23 protein-coding genes are annotated in these 24,620 nt (G+C 73.4%); 15 read left to right on the top strand and 8 right to left on the bottom strand.

Annotated elements, in window-relative coordinates; genetic code table 11:
- The first annotated feature begins 234 nt into the window (after positions 1-234).
- The 4 genes from ACIBBF_RS14975 to ACIBBF_RS14990 all read left to right on the top strand — a co-directional run bounded on the left by ACIBBF_RS14975 (position 235) and on the right by ACIBBF_RS14990 (position 6,415).
- Positions 235-1,179: a TetR/AcrR family transcriptional regulator gene (locus ACIBBF_RS14975; protein ID WP_397414578.1), complete on the top strand. Its 945-nt coding sequence runs from the start codon at positions 235-237 to the stop codon at positions 1,177-1,179.
- Positions 1,179-2,939 (top strand): ABC transporter ATP-binding protein, encoded by a 1,761-nt coding sequence (locus ACIBBF_RS14980; RefSeq protein WP_397414580.1) that lies wholly within the window; start codon positions 1,179-1,181, stop codon positions 2,937-2,939. The genes ACIBBF_RS14975 and ACIBBF_RS14980 overlap by 1 nt, the downstream gene beginning before the upstream one ends.
- 67 nt (positions 2,940-3,006) lie before the next feature.
- Complete coding sequence (locus ACIBBF_RS14985) at positions 3,007-5,037, top strand: ABC transporter ATP-binding protein (RefSeq protein WP_397414582.1); 2,031 nt, start codon at positions 3,007-3,009, stop codon at positions 5,035-5,037.
- Between the two features lie 100 nt (positions 5,038-5,137).
- Complete coding sequence (locus ACIBBF_RS14990; protein ID WP_397414584.1) at positions 5,138-6,415, top strand: endo-1,4-beta-xylanase; 1,278 nt, start codon at positions 5,138-5,140, stop codon at positions 6,413-6,415.
- 90 nt (positions 6,416-6,505) lie between these two features.
- Here ACIBBF_RS14990 and ACIBBF_RS14995 read toward each other — a convergent pair whose 3' ends face one another.
- Positions 6,506-7,273 carry an SDR family oxidoreductase gene (locus ACIBBF_RS14995; RefSeq protein ID WP_397414586.1) on the bottom strand — a complete coding sequence of 256 codons (768 nt, stop codon included), beginning with the start codon at positions 7,271-7,273 and terminating at the stop codon, positions 6,506-6,508.
- A 101-nt stretch (positions 7,274-7,374) separates the two neighbouring features.
- Between ACIBBF_RS14995 and ACIBBF_RS15000 the strand changes: the two genes are divergently transcribed.
- From ACIBBF_RS15000 to ACIBBF_RS15010, 3 genes are all read left to right on the top strand, one after another.
- Positions 7,375-8,208 (top strand): helix-turn-helix transcriptional regulator, encoded by an 834-nt coding sequence (locus ACIBBF_RS15000; protein WP_397414588.1) that lies wholly within the window; start codon positions 7,375-7,377, stop codon positions 8,206-8,208.
- Positions 8,209-8,467: 259 nt separating this feature from the next.
- A complete protein-coding gene (locus tag ACIBBF_RS15005; protein ID WP_397414591.1) occupies positions 8,468-9,034 on the top strand; it encodes a hypothetical protein in 567 nt (188 codons plus the stop codon).
- Positions 9,035-9,066: 32 nt separating this feature from the next.
- Complete coding sequence (locus ACIBBF_RS15010; RefSeq protein ID WP_397414593.1) at positions 9,067-9,462, top strand: YchJ family protein; 396 nt, start codon at positions 9,067-9,069, stop codon at positions 9,460-9,462.
- Between the two features lie 6 nt (positions 9,463-9,468).
- Here ACIBBF_RS15010 and ACIBBF_RS15015 read toward each other — a convergent pair whose 3' ends face one another.
- Positions 9,469-10,080 carry a DNA-binding response regulator gene (locus ACIBBF_RS15015; protein WP_397414595.1) on the bottom strand — a complete coding sequence of 204 codons (612 nt, stop codon included), beginning with the start codon at positions 10,078-10,080 and terminating at the stop codon, positions 9,469-9,471.
- Complete coding sequence (locus ACIBBF_RS15020) at positions 10,077-11,246, bottom strand: sensor histidine kinase (RefSeq protein ID WP_397414597.1); 1,170 nt, start codon at positions 11,244-11,246, stop codon at positions 10,077-10,079. The genes ACIBBF_RS15015 and ACIBBF_RS15020 overlap by 4 nt, the downstream gene beginning before the upstream one ends.
- 64 nt (positions 11,247-11,310) lie before the next feature.
- Here ACIBBF_RS15020 and ACIBBF_RS15025 point away from each other — a divergent pair, with 64 nt between their 5' ends.
- Positions 11,311-12,369 (top strand): hypothetical protein, encoded by a 1,059-nt coding sequence (locus tag ACIBBF_RS15025; RefSeq protein WP_397414599.1) that lies wholly within the window; start codon positions 11,311-11,313, stop codon positions 12,367-12,369.
- A 101-nt stretch (positions 12,370-12,470) separates the two neighbouring features.
- On the top strand, positions 12,471-15,359 hold the full coding sequence (locus tag ACIBBF_RS15030) for a hypothetical protein (RefSeq protein WP_397414601.1): 2,889 nt from the start codon (positions 12,471-12,473) through the stop codon (positions 15,357-15,359).
- A 110-nt stretch (positions 15,360-15,469) separates the two neighbouring features.
- Here the strand turns inward: ACIBBF_RS15030 and ACIBBF_RS15035 are convergent, their stop codons facing one another.
- Positions 15,470-16,099, bottom strand: a complete 630-nt coding sequence (locus ACIBBF_RS15035; RefSeq protein ID WP_397414603.1) for a sigma-70 family RNA polymerase sigma factor — start codon at positions 16,097-16,099, stop codon at positions 15,470-15,472.
- A gap of 270 nt (positions 16,100-16,369) precedes the next feature.
- Between ACIBBF_RS15035 and ACIBBF_RS15040 the strand changes: the two genes are divergently transcribed.
- Complete coding sequence (locus ACIBBF_RS15040) at positions 16,370-17,194, top strand: TrmH family RNA methyltransferase (RefSeq protein WP_397414605.1); 825 nt, start codon at positions 16,370-16,372, stop codon at positions 17,192-17,194.
- Positions 17,195-17,212: 18 nt separating this feature from the next.
- Here the strand turns inward: ACIBBF_RS15040 and ACIBBF_RS15045 are convergent, their stop codons facing one another.
- Positions 17,213-18,193, bottom strand: a complete 981-nt coding sequence (locus ACIBBF_RS15045; RefSeq protein ID WP_397414607.1) for a siderophore-interacting protein — start codon at positions 18,191-18,193, stop codon at positions 17,213-17,215.
- A gap of 274 nt (positions 18,194-18,467) precedes the next feature.
- Between ACIBBF_RS15045 and ACIBBF_RS15050 the strand changes: the two genes are divergently transcribed.
- A complete protein-coding gene (locus ACIBBF_RS15050) occupies positions 18,468-19,289 on the top strand; it encodes an MHYT domain-containing protein (RefSeq protein WP_397414609.1) in 822 nt (273 codons plus the stop codon).
- Between the two features lie 85 nt (positions 19,290-19,374).
- On the opposite strand, the gene ACIBBF_RS15055 is transcribed toward ACIBBF_RS15050, so the two are convergent.
- The 3 genes from ACIBBF_RS15055 to ACIBBF_RS15065 all read right to left on the bottom strand — a co-directional run bounded on the left by ACIBBF_RS15055 (position 19,375) and on the right by ACIBBF_RS15065 (position 21,201).
- Positions 19,375-19,953 (bottom strand): YbaK/EbsC family protein, encoded by a 579-nt coding sequence (locus ACIBBF_RS15055; protein WP_397414611.1) that lies wholly within the window; start codon positions 19,951-19,953, stop codon positions 19,375-19,377.
- Positions 19,950-20,486, bottom strand: coding sequence for a YbhB/YbcL family Raf kinase inhibitor-like protein (locus ACIBBF_RS15060; RefSeq protein ID WP_397414613.1), 537 nt, complete (start codon positions 20,484-20,486; stop codon positions 19,950-19,952). Before ACIBBF_RS15060 ends, ACIBBF_RS15055 begins: the two co-directional genes overlap by 4 nt.
- Before the next feature lie 76 nt (positions 20,487-20,562).
- A complete protein-coding gene (locus ACIBBF_RS15065) occupies positions 20,563-21,201 on the bottom strand; it encodes a QsdR family transcriptional regulator (RefSeq protein ID WP_397414616.1) in 639 nt (212 codons plus the stop codon).
- A 150-nt stretch (positions 21,202-21,351) separates the two neighbouring features.
- Between ACIBBF_RS15065 and ACIBBF_RS15070 the strand changes: the two genes are divergently transcribed.
- The 4 genes from ACIBBF_RS15070 to ACIBBF_RS15085 are packed head-to-tail and all read left to right on the top strand — an operon-like array spanning position 21,352 to position 24,592.
- A complete protein-coding gene (locus ACIBBF_RS15070) occupies positions 21,352-22,140 on the top strand; it encodes an SDR family oxidoreductase (protein WP_397414618.1) in 789 nt (262 codons plus the stop codon).
- Positions 22,141-22,181: 41 nt separating this feature from the next.
- Positions 22,182-22,793 carry a TetR/AcrR family transcriptional regulator gene (locus ACIBBF_RS15075; protein ID WP_397414620.1) on the top strand — a complete coding sequence of 204 codons (612 nt, stop codon included), beginning with the start codon at positions 22,182-22,184 and terminating at the stop codon, positions 22,791-22,793.
- 3 nt (positions 22,794-22,796) lie between these two features.
- Positions 22,797-23,837, top strand: coding sequence for an NADPH:quinone oxidoreductase family protein (locus ACIBBF_RS15080; protein WP_397414622.1), 1,041 nt, complete (start codon positions 22,797-22,799; stop codon positions 23,835-23,837).
- Positions 23,834-24,592: a glucose 1-dehydrogenase gene (locus ACIBBF_RS15085; protein WP_397414625.1), complete on the top strand. Its 759-nt coding sequence runs from the start codon at positions 23,834-23,836 to the stop codon at positions 24,590-24,592. Before ACIBBF_RS15080 ends, ACIBBF_RS15085 begins: the two co-directional genes overlap by 4 nt.
- The last annotated feature ends 28 nt before the right edge of the window (positions 24,593-24,620 follow it).

Here is a 24,620-nt window from a genome sequence, read left to right on the forward strand (position 1 = left end):
GCGCGGCCCCCCCCCCCCCGGGGGGGGGCGGCGCCCCCCCCCCCCCCGCGGGGGGGGGGGGGCCGCCGGGGCCCCAACCCCCACGACCTCGCAGTCGTTTCCAGAGCCCCTGGTGCCACGTGCCGCAGGGGCTCTCGGCGTGTCTGATCTGCTCAGAGCCGAACCAGTTGCGGAGTGAGTGCTCACTCATTTACTGTTCCTGCTATGCAGAACGCGCGCCCTCGGGCATCCCGCATGTCTCCCGACGACCGCAAGGCGGCCATCGTCGACGCGGTGCTGCCGCTGGTCGCCGAGCGGGGGCACGACGTCACCTCCCGCGAGCTGGCGCAGGCTGCCGGGGTCGCGGAGGGCACGCTGTTCCGGGCGTTCGGCGACAAGACGGCGCTGGTGGGTGCCGTCGCGATCGAGGGCCTGTCCCGGGCGGGCAAGCCCGAGGAGACTCTCGCCGAGCTCACCGGCATCGATCTGGGGCTACCCCTCGAGCGGCGCCTGGAGCTCGTCATCGAGCTCGGCCGCCATCGCGTGGCGGAGGTGCTGCGGTGGATGTCCGTCCTGCGCAGCATGGCACCGACGCCCGGGGCGCCGCCGGGCCCGCCGGGGCCCCCGGCCGGTGCGGCGGTGACGCCGGGTGTACCGGGCTCGACGGACGGCCCGCCGTTCATCCCGGGCGCGGTGCCGGGCCGGCCGCTCGCCCCCGGCGTGCCGGGCTCGGACGACGGGCCGCCGATCGTGCCGGGTCCGCCGCCGGGTCGGCCTGTGCCGCCGGGCTCTCCGCCCGACCGGCCCGGCGCGCCGGGGCCGCCGTACACGGGTGCCGGCACCGCCGCCGACCAGCACGAGCGGATGCTCAGCTACCGCAAGACGCTGCTGGAACAGCGCACCCGGCAGCGGGCGGCTACCGTCGAGGGCATCACCGCCGTCCTCGCCCCGGACGCGCACCGCCTGCGGGTCCCCGTCGAGGTGGCGGTCTCGCTGATCGAGTCGGCCATCGCCGGCGCACACCTGCGGATCGACCACCTGCAGCCGGCGGTGCCGGCCGACGTCCTGGCCGACGCCCTCGTCAACGGGCTCGCCGGCCCCGCGAAAAAGTCTGGCCCGCGCTCCGTGGACGGTGCAGCCTCCACTGCGGGACCGGATGCACCAGGTTCTCCAACCCCCAGCCCTGAAGGGAACTCTTGATGCTAGTCACGCTCGCCCGGAGATATCTGGGCCCGTACCGCTGGGCGGTGGTCGCGGTGCTCGTGCTGCAGCTGGTGCAGACGCTCGCGGCCCTGTACCTGCCCAGCCTCAACGCGGACATCATCGACCAGGGTGTCGTGCTCGGCGACATCGGCCACATCTGGAGCACCGGCGGCTGGATGCTGCTGGTGTCGCTGGGCCAGGTGGCCGCCTCGGTGGTCGCCGTCTACTTTGGTGCGCAGGTGGCCACGGCGTTCGGTCGTGACCTGCGGCGCGACCTGTTCCACACCGTGCAGACCTACTCCGCGCGGGAGATGGCCAAGTTCGGTGCGCCCACGCTCATCACGCGCGGCACCAACGACGTGCAGCAGGTGCAGATGACGGTGCTCATGACGTTCACCATCATGGTGATGGCGCCGATCATGCTGGTGGGCGGCGTGATCCTGGCGCTGTCCGAGGACGTCACGATGTCGGGGCTCCTGCTGGTCATCGTGCCGGTTCTGGCGGCCACGGCCGGCGTCATCGTGTGGCGCATGGTGCCGCACTTCCGCCGCATGCAGAAGCGCATCGACGCCATCAACAGCGTGCTGCGCGAGCAGATCACCGGCCTGCGGGTGGTGCGTGCGTTCGTGCGCGAGCGCCGCGAGACCGAGCGGTTCGGCGTGGTGAACGAGGAGCTGTTCGACACCTCGCTGCGCGCGGGCCGGCTCATGGCGCTGACGTTCCCGGTGGTCATGCTCATCATGAACATGTCCTCGGTGGCGGTGCTGTGGTTCGGTGCGCACGAGATCGAGGCCGGGGGCATGCAGATCGGCTCCCTGACGGCGTTCCTCAGCTACCTCATGTACATCCTCATGGCCGTGATGATGTCCACGATGATCTTCATGATGATCCCGCGCGCCGCCGTCGCGGCGGACCGGATCGGGGAGGTGCTGGAGACCAGCTCGTCCGTGGTCGACCCGGACGCCCCCGTCGCGCTCTTCCCCACGGAGGACGACGACGCCCTGCCCGCCCCGCGCGGTCAGGTCACCTTCGAGAACGTCGAGTTCCGGTACCCGGGCGCCGAGGAGCCGGTGCTGCACGACCTGTCCTTCACCGCGGAGCCGGGCCGGACCACGGCGATCATCGGTTCGACGGGGTCCGGCAAGTCGACCCTGCTGAACCTGGTACCGCGCCTGTTCGACGCGACGGACGGCGCCGTGCGGGTCGACGGCATCGACGTGCGCGACGTGACCCAGCGCGACCTGGGCTCGCTCATGGGGCTGGTGCCGCAGAAGGCGTTCCTGTTCAGCGGCACGGTGGCGGACAACCTGCGGTACGGCAAGCCGGACGCCACCGAGGAGGAGATGTGGGCCGCGCTGGAGGTGGCGCAGGCGCGCGACTTCATCGAGGCCCTGCCGGACGGGCTGGAGTCGGTCGTGGCGCAGGGCGGTGCCACCTTCTCAGGCGGGCAGCGGCAGCGCCTCGCCATCGCGCGGGCGGTGATCCGCCAGCCGCGGATCTATCTGTTCGACGACAGCTTCTCCGCGCTCGACTACGCGACCGACGCCCGGCTGCGCGCCGCGCTGCGGCCGCAGACCCGCGAGGCGACGGTGATCGTCGTCGCGCAGCGCGTGGCGACCATCCGGGACGCCGAGCAGATCCTGGTGCTCGACCACGGCCGCATCGTCGGCCGGGGCACGCACGCGGAGCTGCTGGCCGAGAACGAGACGTACCAGGAGATCGTGACGTCCCAGATGAGCTTGGAGGAGGCCGCATGATCAACGATGGCGAAGCCCTGATCGTGCGGGCCGACCGGGTGTCTTGCAAGGTAGAGGAGGAGGCGGCGTGAGCGCGGAAGAGAAGCCGCAGGGCGGCACCACCACGGCCGCTCCGGCGGCACCCGGGCGTGGTCCCGCCGGCGGGCGCGGCCCGGGTGGCGGCGGCCCGATGGGCATGGGGATGGGCATGCCCGTCCAGAAGCCGATGAACTTCAAGGGGTCGCTGCGCCGGTTCGCCGGGGCGCTGCGCCCGGAGCGCCTGAACATCGTGGTGCTCATGATCCTGGGTATCGGGTCGGTGGCGCTGACCGTGCTGGGGCCCAAGCTGCTGGGTAACGCGACGAACGTGATCTTCGCGGGTGTCGTGGGGGCGCAGCTTCCCGCGAACCAGACGGTCGAGCAGGCGGAGGCCGGGCTGCGCGCCGCGGGCCAGGACCAGATGGCCGACCTGCTCACGGGCGTGGTCGGCGTCGTCCCTGGCCAGGGCATCGACTTCACCCTCTTGATGCAGACGCTCGGCTGGGTCGTCGCCGCCTACCTCGGGGCCTTCCTGTTCGGCTGGCTCCAGGCCCGGATCACCACCGGCGTCGTGCAGCGGACCATGCGGACGCTGCGTGACCAGGTCGAGGCCAAGCTGCACCGCATCCCGCTGTCCTACGTGGACAAGCAGCAGCGCGGCGAGATCCTGTCGCGCGTCACCAACGACATCGACAACGTGGCGCAGACGACCACGCAGACGCTCGCGCAGCTCGTGACCGCCGTGCTGACGGTGATCGGCGTGCTGTTCATGATGTTCTGGATCTCGCCGATCCTCGCCCTGGTCGCGCTGGTGACGGTGCCGCTGTCGGTGATCCTGACGGCGCAGATCGCCAAGCGCAGCCAGCCGCAGTTCGTGGAGCAGTGGGCGGCCACCGGGCGGCTGAACGCGCACATCGAGGAGTCGTTCACGGGTCACGCGCTGGTGAAGGTGTACGGGCACCAGGAGAGCACCGCCGAGGCGTTCGCCAAGGAGAACGGTGCGCTGTACACCTCCAGCTTCAAGGCGCAGTTCATCTCGGGCACCATCCAGCCCGCGATGGGGTTCCTCGCGAACCTGAACTACGTGATCGTGGCGGTCATCGGTGGCCTGCGGGTCGCGTCGGGCACCCTGTCGCTGGGTGACGTGCAGGCGTTCATCCAGTACTCGCGCCAGTTCACGCAGCCGCTCACGCAGGTGGCCTCGATGATGAACCTGCTCCAGTCCGGCGTGGCCTCGGCGGAGCGGGTGTTCGACCTGCTGGACGCGCCGGAGCAGTCGGCGGACCCGGCCGAGTCGCAGAAGGTCGAGCCGGTGCGCGGCCGGGTCGCGTTCGAGGACGTCCAGTTCTCGTACACGCCCGACCAGCCGCTCATCACCGGGCTCAACCTGGTGGCCGAGCCGGGGCAGACCATCGCCATCGTCGGCCCCACGGGCGCCGGCAAGACGACGCTGGTCAACCTGCTCATGCGGTTCTACGAGGTGGACGGGGGCCGCATCACGCTCGACGGCGTCGACACGCGCGACATGTCGCGCGACGACCTGCGCTCGTCGATCGGGATGGTGCTCCAGGACACCTGGCTGTTCAAGGGCACCATCGAGGAGAACCTCCGGTACGGCGTGCCCGACGGCGCCTCGGTCGACGAGGACAAGTTCCTCGCCGCCACGCAGGCCACCCACGTGGACCCGTTCGTGCGGACGCTGCCCGACGGGTACGACACCGTCGTGGACGAGGAGGGCTCGTCGGTGTCGGCGGGCGAGAAGCAGCTCCTCACCCTCGCCCGCGCGTTCCTGGCCGATCCGGCGATCCTCGTGCTCGACGAGGCGACGTCGTCGGTGGACACCCGCACCGAGGTGCTGGTGCAGGAGGCGATGAACCGGTTGCGCAAGGACCGCACGTCGTTCGTCATCGCGCACCGGCTGTCCACGATCCGCGACGCCGACGTGATCCTGGTGATGGAGCACGGTGACATCGTGGAGCAGGGTTCGCACGACGACCTGCTCGCCGCGAACGGCGCCTACGCACGGCTGTACGCGAGCCAGTTCGCGGCCCCGGTGGTGGAGGAACCGGCGGCCACGTAGGCGGGTGGCGCAGTCGTGGTGACCATGCGGTCGCTGCCAGGACGAGCCCCGTCCTGGCAGCGACCGCTTGGTCGTTGGCGGCTGGCACTAGGGTCGCCGCGTGAGCTCTCTCTTCAGCGCGCCCGACGGCGGGCGCACCCCCGACCCGGCCCTGGCGCACCGGCGCGCCGACGTCACGGTGACCCTGCACGGGCCGGACGGCGCCCCGCTGGCCCATCACGACGTCGTCGTGCGGCAGACGCGGCACGCGTTCCTGTTCGGCTGCATCGGGTTCGACCTGGTGGACCTGGCGAACGGCACCTCACCGGACCTGGAGTACGACGGCCGCCTGGCCGACGCCTGGTTCGACGTCTTCAACCAGACCACCCTCCCGTTCTACTGGGGCACGTTCGAGCCCGAGCGCGGGGCGCCCCGGACCGAGCAGCTGCTCCGCGCGGCCCGGTGGTTCGCGGCGCGGGGCGTCGTCGTCAAGGGGCACCCGCTGGTGTGGCACACGGTGCAGCCGGACTGGCTGCTCGGGCTGCCCGACGCCGAGGTCGAGCGGCTCCAGCGGGAGCGCATCCGGCGCGACGTCGCGGCGTTCCGCGGTGTGATCGACACCTGGGACGCGATCAACGAGGTGGTGATCATGCCCGTGTTCACAGCGCAGGAGAACGCGATCACGCCGCTCGCGCGCCGCCGGGGGCGCGTCGAGATGATCCGGATGGCGTTCGAGGAGGCCCGCGCGGAGAACCCGGGGGCGACCCTGCTGCTCAACGACTTCGACATGTCGACGGCGTACGAGTGCCTGATCGAGGCCGTGCTGGAGGCCGGGATCCGGATCGACCGGCTCGGGCTGCAGAGCCACATGCACCAGGGCTACTGGGGCGAGGAGAAGACCCTGGAGATCCTCGACCGGTTCGCCCGGTACAACATCCCGATCCACCTCACCGAGACGACGCTGCTCTCGGGCGACGTCATGCCCGCGCACGTCGAGGACCTCAACGACTGGCAGGTCGAGTCCTGGCCCTCGACGCCCGAGGGGGAGGAGCGGCAGGCCGACGAGGTCGAGCGGCACCACCGCACGCTGCTGTCCCACCCGGCGGTCGAGGCGACCACCTACTGGGGGCTGTCCGACCGGGGGATGTGGCTCAACGCGCCCGGCGGCCTGCTGCGTGCCGACGGTTCGCCCAAGCCGGCCTTCGCGCGGCTGCGCGAGCTGGTCAAGGGGGAGTGGTGGCTTGCGCCCACCACGCTGCGCACCGACGCCGAGGGCCGGATCCGCGTCGAGGGCTTTCTCGGCGACTACGAGGTGGAGGCACCGGACGCCGGCACGACACCCCTCACGCTGGCGACCCCGGGCCTGTCCGCGGCGGCCGTCACCCTGCCGCCGCGCTGACGTCGGCGTCCGCCACCGTCGAGACCTGGTGGTGCCGAGACCTGATGGTGCGCGGCCAGATCTCGGCGCCACCACCGGGTCTCGACGGGTTCAGGCGGAGGCCGCCGCGTGCGGGTCCGTCGCGTTCAGCGCCGAGACGACCTCGTCGTAGTCGCCGCGGACCTCGCCGTAGCGGAGGAACTTGACCCGCTCGACCTGGATCTCGTGCGCGTCCGGGTGCGCCTCCAGGAGCGCGGTCGTCTCGTCGATGTACTCGTCCAGCGGCATGGCGTGCGGGTTGGTCTCCTGCCCCGGCATGAGCTCGGTCTGGACCGACGGCGGCACCAGCTCCACCACGGACACGCTGGTCCCGGCGAGCTGGAGCCGCAGCGACTCCGACAGCATGTGCACCGCCGCCTTGGTCGCGTTGTACGTCGGGGTCACGCGCAGCGGGGCGTGCGCCAGGCCCGAGGACACGGTCAGGATGGTCGCGTCGGGGCGGCTCTGCAGGTGCTCGGTGAACGCGGCGATCAGCCGGATCGGGCCCAGCAGGTTGGTGACGACCGTGGCCTCGGCATCCGCGAGGAAGCCGGGGGTGCGCCAGTCCTCCGCGCGCATGATGCCGGCCATCGGCACCAGCACGTTGACGTCGGGGAACCGCTCGATCACCTCGGCCGACGCCGCCGCGATCGACGCGGCGTCCGTCGTGTCGATCCGCACGGTGGCGAAGCCGTGCTCGGCGGCCAGGGCGTCCAGGGCCGAGGCGCTGCGGCCGCCGACGATCACGGTGTTGCCCCGGTCCCGCAGCCGGACGGCGAGAGCCAGCCCGATACCGCGCGTGCCGCCGGGGACGAAGATGGTGTTTCCGGTGATGTTCATGCCACCACCGTGCTCCGGCCCGCCCGGCGGCGGGAGAGACCCGGTGAACCAGGGACCGGCGGTCCCTGGTTCGTGCGGCCCGCCTGGCGCACGATAGGCACATGAACCGCCCCGCCCTCGCCGACTTCCTCCGCCGTCGCCGGGAGGCCCTGCGCCCGTCCGACGTCGGCCTGGTGCCCGGGCCGCGCCGTCGTGCACCCGGGCTGCGCCGCGAGGAGGTCGCGGCCCTGACCGGGATGTCCGTGGACTACTACGCGCGGCTGGAGCAGCAGCGCGGGCCGCAGCCGTCCGAGCAGATGCTCGCCGCGCTGGCCCGTGCCCTGCGCCTGACCGCCGAGGAGCGCGACTACATGTTCCGGCTCGCCGGTCACGGAGTGCCCCGGCGCGTGCCGCTCGAGTCCCACGTGGCACCCCCGCTGCTGCGTGTCCTGGACCGGCTGGAGGACTCGCCGGCCCTGATCCTGTCCGGCCTGGGCGAGGTGCTGGTGCAGAACCGGCTCGCGGAGGCGGTCTTCGGCGAGCCGCCCGCGAGCGGCCTGGCCCGGGCCTCGGCGTACCGGTGGTTCATGGAACCGGAGTCCCGGAACGTGTACGCGCCCGAGCACCACGAGCAGCAGGGGCGCAGCCAGGTCTCCTCCCTGCGGGCGGCGCACGCCGCCGCGGGTCCGGGCTCGTTCGCCGACGAGGTGCTGCAGGCGCTCCTGCGGGAGAGCGAGGAGTTCGTCCGCATCTGGGAGCGGCACGAGGTGGCGCGCCGGTTCGAGGACCACAAGACGCTGGTGCACCCCGAGCTCGGCCGGATCGACGTGGACTGCCAGGCGCTGTTCACCGAGGACCAGTCGCAGGCGCTCCTCGTGCTGACCCCGGCGCCGGGCACCGAGGCGGAGGAGAAGCTGCGGCTGCTGGCGGTGCTGGGGCACGAGACGTTCGCGTGATCGACCGGGCGCGCCGTATGGACTGCTACGAGTGGGGCGTCTCGCAGAGCGTGCACCGCATCTCTAGGGGAGAATGGAATTGCCCCGGCGCGGCCACCGTCAAGCGGTGTCGTCCGGGGCTTACATTCGTGACGCTAGCAGATCGGCCGTACCGGTGCCACAGTTCAGCCTCCTCGAGGATCCGGCGCTCCCACCCCTGCTCGGAAGCGGGCGCCACCACGTCTATCTGACGCGAGCCGGTGGAAGCCACGTGGGTGCAATGCGCCTCTACACCTGGAACATCGCGGTCTCCGGAGCGCTGTGGGGTGGGTTCCATGTTCTCGAGATCGGTCTTCGAAATGCGCTGCATGCGCAGATGTCCGCGTCGACAGGACGGGAGGACTGGTGGAACTCGATCAGTCTCCACACGCTCGAACGTCGGAAGATCGACGCAGCCGTTCGGTCCGTCGATCGCGAGAAGGGTGCGCGAGCCACGCCAGGGCATGTGGTTGCAGAACTCACGTTCGGATTCTGGGTGGCACTGCTTGCGAACCGCTATCACCAGCGTCTCTGGGTTACGACGATCGAGGCGGCTTTTCCGCATCTCCGCGGAACTCGGCGTGCGCTTCATACGAAGCTCGAACGTCTCCGCATGCTGCGGAACAGGGTCGCGCATCATGAACCTGTCTTTGCGCGGGACATCTCTGCCGACCATGCCCTGATCCTCGAGGTGCTCGACAGCATCGACCCCACCATGAAGCGCTGGGTGCGCGAGTATTCGCGCGTCCCGCATCTTCTCGAGTGCCGCGACGACATGGTCGACGGCCACTGGCCCATGACGTTCTGACGTCCGGTGCGCCGGGGTGCGAGGATCGTCCCGTGCACGACGACGACCGCTGCCCCTGCCTCTCCGGCGACACCTACGGCGCCTGCTGCGGGCGCTACCACTCCGGTGCCGCGACCGCCCCGACCGCCGAGGCGTTGATGCGTTCCCGCTACTCCGCCTTCGCGGTGGGGGACGAGGCCTACCTGCTGGCCACCTGGGCACCCGGGACCCGGCCGGACAGCGCCGGGCTGGGGGCCGAGGAGTGGCGCCGCCTCGACGTCCACCGCACGGAGCGGGGCGGTCCCTTCGACACGGCCGGCGTGGTCGAGTTCACCGCCCACTACCGCGACCCGGCCACCGGCACCCGGGGCCGCCTGCACGAGACCAGCCGCTTCGTCCGCACCGGCGGGCGCTGGTTCTACGTCGACGGTGCACGCGAGGCCCGCTGAGACCGCTCAGATCCAGCCCTCCTCCCACGCGCGGTGGGCGGCCGCGTGCCGGGTCGCGACGCCCAGCTTGGCCATCGCGGAGGACAGGTAGTTGCGCACCGTGCCGGGCGCGAGGTGTACCGCGGCCGCGATCTCGGAGACCTGAGCCCCGGCGCGGGCCGCACGCAGCACCTCCAGCTCGCGGTCCGTCAGCGGGCACTCGTTCTCGGTGAGCGCGGACGCCGCGATCTCCGGGTCCACGTACCGGTGCCCGGCGGCGACGTCGCGCACGATCTGTGCGAGGCGTGCCGCGGGCGTGGACTTGGGCACGAACCCGCTCACCCCGGCGGCCAGCGCCCGGCGCAGGACGGCGGGGCGGGCGTGCCGCGTGACGACGACGATGCGCGGCGGCGTGCCGTCGGCGGCTGCCAGGATCTGCCCGGCCGCGTGCAGACCGTCCGTGGGCGGCATCTCCAGGTCCAGCACGGCGACGTCGGGCCGGTGCCGGGCGGCGAGGCGCACGGCGTCCGTCGTGGTGGCGGCCTCGGCCACGACCTGCAGGTCGTCCTCCAGGTCGAGCAGGGCGCCCAGGGCCCCGCGCAGGAGCTCCTCGTCGTCGGCGAGCAGGAGGCGGATCATGCGCTCACCGTCGCGGTGACCACGAACCGGCCGTCCTCGCCCGCCCAGGACAGCCGCCCGCCCACCGCGGCGAGACGTTCCGCGAGCGAGACGAGGCCCGTGCCGTCGCCTGCGGACGGCCCGCCGGGCGACGCGCCGTCGTTGTCGATGACGAGGCGCGCCCCGGCGTCCTCGGGGAGCAGGACGAACGCCGCGCGCGTGGCGCGGCTGTGCCGCAGCAGGTTGGTCGTGGCCTCACGCACCACCAGGCCGAGCAGCCCGCGCGGAGCCTCGGGCAGGGCGGCCGCGAGGTCGGCGTCGACGTCGGTCCGGACCGTCACGCCCGCGGCGGTCAGCACCCTGGACGCGTTGCTGATCTCGGCCGACAGCGTGGTGCGCCGGTAGCCCTGGACCAGGGCGCGGGTCTCGCGCAGGGCGTCCCCGGCGAGCTGCTGGACCTCGCGCATCTGCTCGGCGGCCCGGGCCGGGTCGGCCTCGGCGAGCCGTGCGGCCAGCTCGCTCTTCAGGGCGATGACCTGGAGGTGGTGGCCCTGGATGTCGTGCAGGTCGGCGGCGAACCGGAGGCGCTCGTCGGCCACGGCGAGCCGGCCGGCCATGCGCCGGGCGTCGTCGAGCCGGGCCGCGACCTGCCAGCCACGCAGCATGCCGAGCATCGCCGGGCCGAACGCCACCACCATCAGCGCGGGCATCCACGCGGCGTGCCCCACGTGCGGCTCGCCCGCGGCCAGGGCCGTGGCCACACCGACCGCCGGCAGCACGACCAGCGCCGCGGCCAGCGCCTGCCACGCCCGCCGCGGCGGCAGGAACATCACCAGGACGGCGATCGTCGCGGCCGGCGCGATCGACCAGATGCCGAAGTTCCCGGCCGCGAGCGGCACCGCGCCGGCGAGCACCGCGGCGCCGCACGCGGTCACCAGCCAGCCGGCCGACGCCGGCTCGTCCCGCATGCGCCGGCCGAGCAGCACGGCGCACGCCACGATCGTGGCCGCCGTCGCCAGGCCGGTGACGGCGCGCAGGCCCGGGTGGACGCCGGGATCGAGCACCCAGTCGCCGACGGCGAAGCCGAGCACGCACGCCACGGTGCCCGCCAGCGCCCACCAGACGTTGCGGCGGAAACCGGCGAGCCCGCCGGCGCCGTCGTCCGCGGGTGCGCTGACCGTGCTCATGGCGCCATCCTGCCAGCGCCCGTGCCCGGCCGGGGCGGCGGCGCGGGTCTTGATGACATCTGTCATGCGAGGTCGTGACAGATGCCCGTCCGCGGGTGCCGTCCGGCACTACTGGGCGCCCGCGGGACCGGACAGCGTGGAGACCGGCGCGGCGAACGACGCCGCCCCGGACGACGAGGAGACGACGATGACGCAGACGACGACCCGGCAGACGGACCGGACGACGATCGCGCCCGTGCCCGGCACGGTGCACGGGGGACCCCCGGCGCGGACCCACGCCGGACCGCACGGCACGCACCACGGTGCGCGACCCGCCACCCGGACGCGCAGGACCCTGCGGTTCCTCGCGCACCTGGCCGAGATGGTCGTGGTCATGGTGCTCGGGATGATGCTGCTCGCCCCGGCCTGGGACGTGGCGGGAGCGGCCCTGGGCGTCGCGGCCCTGCTCGCCCGGCCCGACGTCGCCGCGGTGGTGATGGTGGCGGACATGGTGGTGGCGATGACCGTGTGGATGCGGGTCCGGCGGCACGGCTGGGCGGCGGTCGGGGAGATGAACGCGGCGATGGCGGCGCCGTTCGCGGTGCTGCTGGTGCTGTTCTGGACCGGCGTCGTCGGCGCGGGCGGCCTGATGCTCTGGGGCCACGTGCTGATGGTGCCGGCGATGGCGGCGGCGATGCTGCTGCGGCCGGCCGAGTACACCGAGCACGTGCACGGCGTCGACCTCGCGTGGCTCGCCCGGCGGTGGCCGGTGCTCCTGGCGCTGCTGCTGCTCGCGGGCACGGTCGCGGGCGGCGCGGGTGACGTGCCGGCCTGGCTCGTCGCGGCGATGGCGCTCGTGTACCCCGTCGTGGGCGTCCTGCGGAACCGGGTCCGCGGCCGGTCGATGGTGGTGCTCCAGGCGGCGGGGCTCGCGGTGTTCGCGGGCGTCAGCCTGCTGGCCGGCGCGCTCGCGGGACAGGACGCCGGGGCCTGGGTGCTCGCGGCCGGGCTCGTGGGGCACGGCGTCTGGGACGTCCTGCACCACCGGGCCGGCGCCGTGGTGTGGCGCTGGTACGCCGAGGCCTGCGTGGTCTACGACGTGCTCCTGGCGGCGGCCGTGCTGGCGACGACGTTCGGTTCCTGACGGCGTCACGGCCCGGGTGTGTGCGGGATTCCCGCAGGATGCGGGCGGCGCGCGCGTGGCGGCACGCGTGGCGCCGTTCGTCCGCTCTACGTTGGTGCGCTATGGACAGCGCGCCGCCCGGCACTCCGACCAGCCCCGGACCCGACCCCCGACGTGACCCCGGACGTGACCCCGAGGAACGCCCGGCACCTGCTCCCGGTGCCTCCGGGGCGACCGTCCTCGAGCTGCGCATCCACGGCATCGCGAACGCCGTACCGCACAGCTCGCTCGACCTGCCGCGCGGCGAGGTCACCCAGTCCGACGGCGACAGCCTCGGCAGCTTCTGGACGCCGCGGCCCGAGGCCGAGGCCCGCGACAAGGCGCTCCCGCCGGGGCACGTGCACGCGATCCGCCCGGACGTGCGCCGCGAGGCCTACTCCTGGGGTGCGATGGCGCGCCTCGGCGGGCTCCCGTTCGGCGGCGTGCTGGGCCTGGTGGGAACCGTCGCGGTGCGGCTCATGTGGGCCGCGATGGTCCCGTTCGGCCTGGCGAACGCGGGGTACTGGGCGCGGCGCATCCCGGCGCCGGACACCGGCTCCGGCGCTGCCGGCGGCACGGCGGCCACGCCACCCGCCGACGCCGGCCGTCCGCCGTCGGGCAGGCTGGTCCCCGAGGCGACCGCCGCGCTGACGCGGCTCTTCGCGCTCGGGCTCACCCTCCTGTTCGTGTCGGCGGTGGCCACCGTCGCGCTGTCCGTGGTCGGCACGCGCTGCATGGGCCTGGCGACGCCGGGCCCCGACTCGGTGGTCCCCGTCTGCGCCCGCATCCCGGACGTCCTGTACGGGCTGGCGCGGATGGACGTCGGCGACCGCCTCGCCCTGCTGTCGCTCGTCCCGGTGCTCCTGGTCGCGGTGCTGGTGCTGGTGGCCCACGGCGGGCAGGTCCGGTTCGAGTCGAAGTTCTCGGTGATGCGCGCCGGGGGAGTCGTCCCGCCGTCCGGCCCGCCGCTGCACCGGGCCGGCTTCTGGTCGCAGCGCACCGGCTCCGGCCTGCTCTGGGCGCACCTGGGCGCGGCGCTCGCGCTCACCGGCCAGTTCCTCACCTGGACCCGGTACGCCGACGTCGGCCTGCCGATGCCCGGTCTGCCCGTGGCCGCCCTGGTCGTGATCCTAGGGGCGTGCGCGCTGGTGGCCCTGCGCACCGACGACGACGGGGTCCAGGCGCACGCACCCCGCTGGAAGGGGCGGGCCGCCCTCGCGGTGTTCGCGGCCGGCCTGCTCGTCTGGGTGCTGGCCTGCTGGGCGGCCTTCGCCGGGCCGCAGCCGGCGCGCATGCCCGCCCTGATCGGCGTGGACCTCGTGCCCGCGCTGCTGGGCGTCGGCCTGTTCGGCATCGCGGCCACCGGCCTGGCCTGGCGCACGGCGCGCCACGTCCGCGCCGTCGCCGCGTGGACCCTGGTCCCGGTCGTGGCCACCCTCTGCGTGGCGGTGGTGCTGGTCACCGAGCCGGGCGCCCCGCTGCGGCACCTTCTCGTGGGCCTCGCCATGCTCGCCGTGCTGAGCCCGGCCGTCGTGGTCCTGGTCGCGATGCTCCTGCGCCGCCGCGTCCACGAGGGCTGGAACGGCGCAGGCCCGGGCGTCTTCCTGCTCGTGTCGGCGGCGGCCGCCGCCGTGTACTCCAGCCTGCTGGTGCTCGGTGTGCAGTGGTTCCTGCGCACCGGCGAGCCCGCCGCGCCCGAGCCGCTCGGGGAGGGCCTGGTCGGTGTGGTCCGCCGGGTGCCCGACCCCGACCTCGTCCGGGTGCCGCCCGTCTACACCGAGTTCGGCACCGCGTCCGTGGTGATCGCGCTCGTGTTCCTGGTGCTGCTGGTCGTGGCGCTCGCCGGACCGTACGTGATGGACGTGCTGCGCTCGCGGCCCCTGTGGATCCCCGCCGCGCCGCGCACGTCCGGGCCGCCGTACGGCCCGGCGGCGCCCGCCTGGCGCGCCGTGGCCGACGCCCCCGACCCCGACGGCGGCCCCAGCCCCGTGCTGGAGCGCGTGCTGCGCGGCCGGCAGGTCGCGGCCATGTCGCACCGGGCGGAGCTCGCCGTGGGCGCGCTGGCGGCGGCCGCCTACGTGGCGGCCGTCGTGGCGCACATCCCGCTGATCGCCCAGCACGACGACACGGGCAGCGTCCAGATCCCGCTCTGGCTGTCCGGCCTGGCGGTGCCGGCCCTGGGGGTGCTCGCCGCGACGCTGGTGGTCAGCGCGATGGCGGGCGCCGCGGGCGGCGGACCGTCCCGTCCCTGGGGCCTGCTGTGGGACCTGCTGTGCTTCCTGCCCCGCAGCGCGCACCCGTTCGGACCGCCGAGCTACGCCGAGCGGGTCGTGCCCGAGGTGCGCTCGCGCGTCGACGCCTGGCTCGCGGGTGCCGACCTCACCGACGACGCCGAGCGCGCCCGCGTGGCCCCGACGCGGCGCGTGGTGCTGTCGGCGCACTCGATGGGCGCCGTGCTGGCCGCGGCGGTCGTGCTGATCCGTGCGGGCAACCCGGTGCCGGGTCTCGTGGACGGCCGGATCGGCCTGCTCACCTACGGCACGCAGCTGCGCCCCTTCTTCGGCCGGTTCTTCCCGGACCTCCTGGGTCCGACGACGACCGGCACGCCGCCGTGCACCGGTCCGGCCTGGTCGGCGGACCCGTGGGGCGGTCAGGTACTGGGTTCCGGACCCGGGGCGGACCCGGCGGCGCCGTTGACGCCGGGACGCCCCGAGCCCGGCTCGGGGGAACAGGTCACGCTGATGTCCCTGCTGACCTGCGGTGCGAAGCCCGCGTGGGTGAACCTGTGGCGGCGCACCGACTTCCTGGGCTTCCCGGTGGTGGGGTACGGGGAGAACGAGACGGACCGCGGGGCCGAGGAGATGGACCGGTCGGCCTATCTCTTCGCCGTGGCCGCCCATTCGGGCTACCAGTCGTCGTGGGCGTACCACGAGGCGCTGGACGAGGTGATCTCTCGGCTGAGTCGGAGGTGAAGCGCAGGGTGAGGGCCGAGGCACGAGGCACTCGCCCGGAGCGGAACCGCAGACTCAGGCGACACGGGCATGGCTGACGCCGGCTGGGCCGTCGGGAGCCCAGCCGGCGGTCACGCGGCCAGCGGTGCGGGGGTGACGACGTCGCGCAGGCGGGCCAGCGCCCGCTCGAGGATCTGCGCCACGTGCTCCTTGGTCACACCGAGGCGGCGGCCGATCTCGTCGAGGGTGCGCGTGGTGCCGTCCAGGAGCCCGAAGCGCATCTCCAGCACACGGGCCTCGACGCTGTCGAGGTGGGCGACGGCCTGCCGGATGCGGCGGCGCAGCATGGTCTGCTCGGGGGTGGGGCCGGCCTGGCTCGCGGGAGAGGCCTGCTCGGCCGCGGCGACCGCGCGGACGATCGAGCGGCGTACCCAGCGGTGGGCGTAGGCGGCGAACGTGCCGTGCGCGGGGTCGTAGGAGTCGGCGGCGCGGACCAGGCCGACGTTGCCCTCCTGGACCAGGTCCATGAACGGCATGCGGCCCGAGTACGAGCTCGCGATCGCCGGTACGAGGCGGAGGTGGGCGAGGACGAGACGCTCCTTTGCGTATTGCCCGTCCTTGACCCGCGCTTCGAGCTGTGTGCGGAGGCTGGGGGAGACCGCGGTGGACTCGAGGGTGCGTGCGGCGTCGGCGCCGGCGACCGCCCGCTCGAGGAGGGACTCGAGCTGCGCCTCGTCCAGCGACGGCGTGCGCTCGATCATCGCAGCGTAGGACGGAGGTAGCGCGGGATGCGGAACGGTGTCCTTGCTGCGGCGTGCGCGGGACGACCGGGGAGTCCGGGTAGTTCTCATCGCAACTCTCCTCTTGAGTGAGACGAACTTTCCTTGCCCGGAGCATATGGAATCTTGGGCCGTTGTGGGAAGCCGAGAGGATTTCGCTGTGAGAGATAACGGGACGATAACGGCGTCCCGGTGCGGCGCGCCGTGGAACCCGAGTTCCAGGACGGGCCCCGGTGCAGGGAGAATGAGCCGGTGACCACCCCCGACGTCGTCCACGTGGACGACCCCGCCGACGAGCGGCTCGCCGACTACAACCGCCTCACGGACGTCGTCCTGCGCTCCCGGCACGAGCCGGCCAAGGGCCTGTACATCGCGGAGAGCTCGACGGTGATCCGTCGGGCGGTGGCCGCCGGCCACCGGCCCCGCTCCTACCTCATGGCGCCGAAGTGGCTGGACTCGATGGCCGACGTGATCGCTCCCGGTGTGCCCGTCTACGTCGCGGAGGAGCCCGTGCTGAAGGAGATCACGGGCTTCCACCTGCACCGTGGCGCGCTGGCCGCGATGCACCGGCCGACGCTGCCGGACGTGCGGGACCTGCTGGCGGGGGCACGGCGGGTGGTGATCCTGGAGGACATCGTGGACCACACGAACGTCGGCGCGGCCATGCGCGCCTGCGCGGCGCTCGGCGTGGACGCGGTGCTGTTCACCCCGAGCTGCGCGGACCCCCTCTACCGCCGCGCGGTGCGCGTCTCCATGGGCACCGTGTTCCAGGTGCCCTGGACGCGGATCGACCCGTGGCCGGGCGGGATCGACGTGCTGCACGAGCACGGCTTCACCGTGGCCGCCCTGGCCCTCGAGGACGACTCCGTCTCGCTGGACGACCTGGTGGCGGACCCGCCCGCGAAGCTGGCCATGGTGCTCGGCACCGAGGGGGACGGGCTGAAGCCCAGCACGATCGCCGGCTGCGACCTGACGGTCCGGATCCCGATGTCCGGGGGAGTGGACTCGCTGAACGTGGCCTCCGCGGTGGCGGTGGCCGCCTGGGCGACGCGGGTACCGGGCCACGCCGCCGAGTAGGCGGCGCGGCGCGCGGGGTCAGTTCTCGGCGCGGCCCTTGCGCCAGTAGCCCATGAACGCGACCGACTTGCGGTCCACCTGGCACTCGTTGACCAGGTAGCGGCGCAGCGACTTGATGACGCCCGCCTCGCCGGCGAGCCACGCGTACAGCACGGTCTCCTGCACCAGGGGCTGGCCGGTGCCGTCGACGGGCACCTCCCAGAGGATCCCGGCGTCGATGTCGACGTCGTCCGCCTCGCCCGAGAGGTCGAGCCCGGCGGCGGTGAGGGCCGGCGTCGTGTCGGACGCCGACGGGCGCACGCCCATCGCGAGCAGGCGGTCGGCGGCGTCCTGCACGGCCGGGACCAGCACGTCGCCGTGCTCCTGTCCGTCGCGGGCCAGCCAGTGCACGCGCACGCCCTCGGGCGCGGCGAGGTCCCAGCCGTCCTCGGGGTGCGGCACCTCCAGGAAGACCTCGCCCACGGCGTCGGCGGGCAGGGACTCGCAGATGGCGGCGATGGCGGGCACGGCGGTCTCGTCGCCGGCCAGGAGCAGCGCGTGGCTGGTCGACGGCGGGGCGAACTCGACGCCGCCGTGGATGCCGTCGTACTCGGCGTTGGGGCCCATGATGACCAGCGGGTCACCGGCGGTCGCGTTCAGCGCCCAGCGCGAGGCGGGGCCGGTGTCACCGTGCATCACGACGTCGACGTCGACCTCGCGCAGGTTCTGCCGCACCGTGCGCACCGTGTAGGTGCGCATCGGGTTGCGCTCCTCGTCCGGGAGCGAGCGCCAGGCGGCGTACCAGTCGGGGTCGTCGCGGCGCAGGCCGTCCCAGCCGCCCCGCGGCGACGGGAGCAGGAGCTTGATGCGCTGGTCGCGGCCGTTGTCCGCGAACTTGTCGAGGTCCTGGCCCCGGAAGGTGATCCGGACGAAGGACGGGCACAGGCGCGTCACACGCGCGACCTCGACGTCGAACATGCGCGAGGGCCTGGTGTCGAGCCCCCCGGTCTTGGTGGTCACGACGGTGAGCCTAACCTAAGTTCGCCACCCCTTCGCAACGGTTCGAGAATGCGACACGGGTCACATCCCCGGTCGGCGCGCGAGCGCACGTCGAGCGCCGGAAGATCACCCGCTCGCGCGGGAAGTTCACCCAGTACAAAGGGTGCATTGCGTCATATTCGGCCTATTTACTGTGCATGGTCTCTGCCCGGGTGACGTTCCGGCAGGTCCTCAGACGCCGGGACGGCTCCGTCCGGCGCGCTCTGCCTTGTCCCCACTCGCTGGAGAGCCCCACATGATCGACCACTTCGCGCTGGGCTGGGTCACACCGGTCCTGTCGTTCCTGCTGTCGTGCGCCGGGTGCGCCGTCGGTCTGACCTGCACGGCCCGTGCCCGGGTCTCCCGGGGTGCCGCCAGCACGGGCTGGCTCGCCCTCGGTGCCGTCTCCATCGGCGGCACGGGCATCTGGGTCATGCACTTCGTCGCGATGCTCGGGTTCCACATCCGCGGTACCGAGACCCGGTTCGACGTGCCCCTGACGATCGCCAGCGGCGTGCTGGCCGTCGCCGTCGTGGGGCTCGGCCTGTTCATCGTCCGCGCGGCGGGCGTCGGCATCGGCGCGCTCCTCGCGGGCGGCACCGTCACCGGCCTGGGGATCTCCGCCATGCACTACCTCGGCATGCGCGCCCTGCACGTCGGCGTCGAGGTCACCTACGACCTCGTGACCGTCGCCGTGTCGGTGCTGGTCGGCATCGTCGCGGCCACCGCAGGGCTCTGGCTGTCGGCCAAGGTGCACACGATGGCCGCGGGCATCGGGGCCACGCTCATCATGGGGATCGCGGTGTCCGGCATGCACTACACGGGCATGGCGGCCATGCGCGCCGAGGTGGTCCGGGGCGGCATGGTCGTGGCCGACGGCGGCGTGTCCGTGTCCGCGCTGCTCGGGCCGCTCATCATCGGCGTCACCATCAGCACGATCCTGCTGCTCCTGGTGATCGGCGTCGCGCCCAGCGCCTCGGAGCTGGAGGCGCAGGAGAAGTTCAAGGGCTGGCAGGACCGGCAGGAGCAGCTCCGGCGCGAGGTGACCGACCCGCGCCGCCGGTCGCTGCTGCGGTGACGCCCCGCCCGTTGACACCGTGCTGCCCCGGGTGGCGTCCCAGGGCAGCACGCCGGGCGTGCGGGGGTCTGCCGGCTCCGTGCGGTCAGCGCAGCACGCCCAGGTCCTCGGTCACCTCCACGCCGGGCATGGCGCACAGCAGCGGCCCCGGCATGAGGAGCTTGGACCGGCGCACGCCCGAGCCCATCAGGGCCATGGTGCCGTCCTGCGCGAAGCGTGCGTCGACGAGCACGCGGTAGCTCCCGGGCAGGCCGACGGGCGTGATGCCGCCGTACTCCATGCCGGAGTCGGCCACGGCGCGGTCCGTCGGCAGGAACGACGCCTTGCGCACGTCCAGCAGCTTGCGCACGCGCTTGTTGACGTCGGCGAACGTGCTGGCCGGCACCACGCACGCCGCGATCCGCTCCTCCTCGCCGCGCTTGCCGGCCACGAGCACGCAGTTGGCCGACGCCTCCGGCGGCAGGTCGTGCAGCTCGTTGAGGGTGGCCGTGTCGGCGTGCTCGGGGTCGATCTCCGTGACGGCGACCTGGCCCGCGACGCGCGGGTCGGCGGCGGCCCAGGCGGTCAGCGCCGCGCGCACAGGGTCGGCGAGCAGCTCCGGGTGGTCGAGCGCGGGCGCCCAGGCGAGGTCGCCCAGGGTGGGCAGGGTGGCGTGCCGGCTCATCGGCTGTACGTCGCCGTCAGCGTGGCGCGGCCCAGCAGGTGGAAGTACACGTTGAACGCCACCTGCGCGTTGCTGTTGTCCGGGCCCAGGCCCAGCTCGCCGGGTGCGACGTCCAGGGCGTGCACGGCGAAGATGTACCGGTGCGGGTGGTCCCCGGGCGGCGGGCCGGCCCCCTCGAAACCGGGCGTGTGACCGTCGCTGTGCGTGTGGAACGCGCCCGCGGGCAGGCCCGAGCCGTCGGGTGCGCCGGCGCCGGTGGGCAGCGACGTCACGTCCGCCGGGAGGTCCACGACCGTCCAGTGCTGGTAGCCCATCGGCGTCGGGGCGTCCGGGTCGTAGCAGGTGACCACGAACGACCGGGTGCCCTCGGGGAACCCGCTCCACTCCAGCGCGGGCGAGACGTTCTGGTCGTGCGCCGCGTGCGCGTCCGGCATGCGCTCGCCGTCGGTGAGGTCGGCGCTCGTCAGCGTGAAGGTCGCGGGTGCGGGCAAGAGTGTGTACGGGTCCGGGGGATAGGGGCGAGTGAAGTCCATGCCCTCACTCTGCCGAATCCCCTGCTCACCTGCCAACGACACCTCACCCACCGGCCGCGGGCCTGCTGAACCGGTCTCAGGAGGTCTGGGCCACCCGCAGGAGGTGGCGGAACGCCGTGCGGGCGCGGGCCGGGCTCGGTTCGTCGCCGGTGATGAGGTCTGCGTAGGTCAGGGACTCCGACACGCGTACCAGCAGGTAGGCCAGCTCCTCGGGCGTGATGGTGCCGTCGAACGGCGCCTCGCCCAGGTCGCGCACCACGAGCCACTCGACCGTGGCGACGAAGCGCCGCTGGATGGGGCTGTCGGCGGTGGTGAGCAGGCGCAGGGAGCGGGCCGGCTCGCGGCGCAGGAAGGCGCGGAAGTAGTCCGCCTCGATGAGGTCTCGGGCGAACGTGGTCAGCAGGTCCGCGAGCCGTTCCGCACCGGTGAGGTGCTCGGTGGCGCGGTCGGCCTGCACGAGCGTGGGCACCGCGAGCGACCACAGCACCTCGCTCAGCAGCGCGTCCCGGTTGCCGACCCAGCGGAACACCGACGTGCGGTCGACGCCGAGGCGCGCGGCCAGCGGGGCCATGTCGATGCGATAGCCCTCGATGAAGGTGTCGCGGGCGATGTCGAGCACCCGCTGCGCCTCGGGGCGCGTGCCCAGGCGGGCCGACAACCGGCTCGGCGCGGCGTCCAGCCCGACGGTCGCGACGCTCGGCGTCGTTGTCGTCATCCACTCATCCAACCGCGACGGAGGGGGCCGTGCAACAAAATGCAGAACGATGCATTCGGGACACTCGACCTGATGCGTCGCACTCTATCGCCGGGCGCGGGGGCATGCTACGGTCCTCGCACAAACCGACCGGCCGGTATGGAGGGCGCTGTGGCAGACGACGACGTCGCCGAGGACGGCACGTTCAGGGGCAGGTTCGACGGCAGGGTCGTGCTCGTCACGGGCGCGAGCCGTGGGATCGGCCTCGCGGTCGCCCGCCGTGTGGTGGCCGAGGGCGGCCGCGTGGTGATCACCGGCCGGACCGCCGGCGCCCTGGCGGAGGCGGTGACCGGGCTCGGCGCGGACCGCGCGCTCGGCGTGCCCGGCAAGGCGGACGACGCCGCCCACCGCGCCGACGTCGTCGCGCGGACCACCGAACGCTTCGGGCGGTTGGACCACCTCGTGAACAACGCCGGGATCAACCCCGCCTGGGGGCCGCTGGCCGGCCTGGACGCGGGTGTGGCCCGCAAGATCCTGGAGGTGAACGTGATCGCCGCGCTGGAGTGGACGCGCGCGGCGGTCGCGGCGGCCGGGCCTGCGGGCGGGCTCCGCTCCGTGGTCAACATGGCGTCGCTCGCGGGGACGGTGTCGGCGCCGAACATCGGCTTCTACGGTGTCTCGAAGGCCGCCCTGGTCAACCTGACGGTCCAGCTCGCCGACGAGCTCGCCCCCGCGACCCGGGTCAACGCGCTCGCACCGGCGGTGGTCCGGACCCGGCTGGCGCGCGCCCTGTACGAGGGTCGCGAGGAGGAGGCCGCCCGCGGCTACCCGCTGGGCCGGCTCGGCGAGCCCGACGACGTGGCCGGCCCTGCCGCCTTCCTCCTGTCCGACGACGCCGCGTGGATCACGGGCCAGACCCTCCTGGTCGACGGCGGCGCGAGCGTGCGGGCGGCCTGGTGAGCCGCGCGGCCGTGGCGGCGGGGACGGTGAAGGATGTGGCCATGCGCACCACGAACGTCCGCGAGCAGGTGCTGCGGGCCGCCCTCGACCTCTTCTCCAGCCAGGGGTACGCCACCACCAGCGTGCAGCAGGTGGTCGCCGCCGCCGGCGTCACCAAAGGCGCGATGTACCACTACTTCACCTCCAAGGACGACCTGCTCTTCGCGATCTACGAGCGGATGCTGTCGCTGCAGAAGGCGCGCCTCGACCAGCTCGTGGCGGCGGGCGCCGAGCGGGGCGACGGCGTCGAGCAGGTGCTGCGGGCCGTGTGCGAGGACGTGGTGACCACCTCGATCGAGCTGATGGCCGAGGGCACCGTGTTCACCCGCAGCCAGCACATGCTCGCGCCCGAGCGCCAGGCGGAGGTCAAGCGCAGGCGCCGGGCCTACCACGACGACTTCGCCGCGCTCCTCGAGCGCGGCATCCAGGAAGGGGTGTTCCGCGACGACGTGCCCACCGCGGTGCTCATCGCGCACTTCTTCTCCGACGTGCACTACCTGCCCCAGTGGTACTCGCTGACGGGCCCCGAGACCACCGCCGAGGTCGCGGCGCAGCTCACCGAGATGTTCCTGCGCAGCATCCGCACCGGCGACGCGAGCACACGGAAGGAATGACGCGTGAACCCACCCACGGCGACGAAGGCGTGGCGCGTGGTCTCCCACGGGGAGCCCGAGCAGGTGATGGAGCTGCACGACCTCCCGGTGCCGGAACCCGGCCCGGGCGAGGTGCTGGTGCGGGTCCGGGCGGTCGCGGTGAACTTTCCCGACGTGCTGCTGGCCCGCGGCGAGTACCAGGAGCGGCCCGAGCTGCCGTTCGTCCCCGGCATCGAGCTGTGCGGCGACGTCGTCGCGCTCGGCCCCGGCGTGGCCGAGGGGGAGCGCGTGCGGGTGGGCGACCGCGTGGTCGGCTCGAAGATCGGGGTGCTGGCGCAGTACGCGACGGTGCCGGTGCAGGCGGTGCACCCGGCGCCGTCGGCGCTGGACGACGCGCAGGCTGCCGCGCTGACGATCGCGTACCAGACGGCGTGGTTCGGGCTGCACCGGCGGGCCGGGCTGCGGGCGGGCGAGACGCTGCTGGTGCACGCCGCCGCGGGCGGCGTGGGCACGGCCGTGTGCCAGCTCGGCAAGGCCGCCGGAGCACGCGTGGTCGGGGTGGTGGGCAGCGACCGGAAGGTGGCGGCGGCCCGCGCCGCGGGCGCGGACGAGGTGTTCCTACGCGACGACGACTGGGTGGGTGCGCTGCGCCGCCCGGGCGTGGACGTGGTGTTCGACCCGGTGGGCGGCGACTCGTTCGAGCGCTCCACGCGCTGCCTGGCGTTCGAGGGCCGGCTCGTGGTGGTCGGGTTCGCCAGCGGGCGGACGCCGACGGTCCGGCCCGACCTCGTGCTGGTGAAGAACTACGCGGTGCTCGGCCTGCACTGGGCCCTCTACCAGCAGCGTCGCCCCGACCTGGTGGACGCGGCGCACGCCGAGCTGGAGCGGCTCGCCGCCGACGGCGTGCTGCGGCCGGTGCTGGGCGACGTGGTCGGGTTCGACCAGGCGCCCGCCGCCGTGGCGAGGCTCGCGGGCGGCGCGACGACGGGGCGGCTCGTGATCAGGGTGGCCGACGACGCCGTGGTCGGCGCCGGCGCCGGCGCGGACGAGGGGGCGGGCGCATGACCGGCGAGCAGGCGGCGCGCCTGCACGACCTGAGCGGCCGCGTGGCCCTGGTGACCGGCGCGGCCCGGGGGATCGGCGCGGCGTACGTGCGGACCCTGTACGACGCCGGGGCGCACGTCGTGATCACCGACGTGCTGGAGGCCGAGGGCCGGGCGCTGGCCGACGGGCTGGGGGAGCGGGCCCGGTTCGCGCACCTGGACGTCACCGACGAGGACGCCTGGGAACGCGTCGTGGGCAAGATGGTCGACGAGCTCGGCGGCGTGGACGTGCTGGTCAACAACGCGGGCATCGCGAACGCCGCCCCGATCGAGCACTTCACGCTCGCCAAGTGGAACACCGTCATGGCGGTCAACGCCACGGGCGTGTTCCTGGGCTGCCGGGCCGTGGTGCCCGCGATGAAGGCCGCCGGGCGCGGCTCGATCATCAACGTCTCCTCGGTCGAGGGGCTGCGCGGCAGCCGCAGCCTGCACGGGTACACCGCCTCGAAGTTCGCGGTGCGGGGTCTGACCAAGTCGCTCGCCGTCGAGCTCGGCCCCGCCGGGATCCGGGTCAACTCGGTGCACCCCGGCCTGGTGCTGACCGAGATGAGCACGCGGATCGACCCGGAGGCGCTGATCATCCCGCTCGGCCGCCCGGGCGTGCCCGCCGACCTGGCCGGGACGGTCCTCTTCCTCGCGAGCGAGGCGTCGGCCTGGATCACCGGCCAGGAGATCGTGGTCGACGGCGGCATGACCAGCGGGATCCCGCACCGGTAGACCCGCCCGGCTCCACCCAGCACGCCGA

It is taken from the genome of Promicromonospora sp. NPDC050880 (assembly GCF_044456525.1).
Classification (GTDB): Bacteria; Actinomycetota; Actinomycetes; order Actinomycetales; family Cellulomonadaceae; genus Promicromonospora.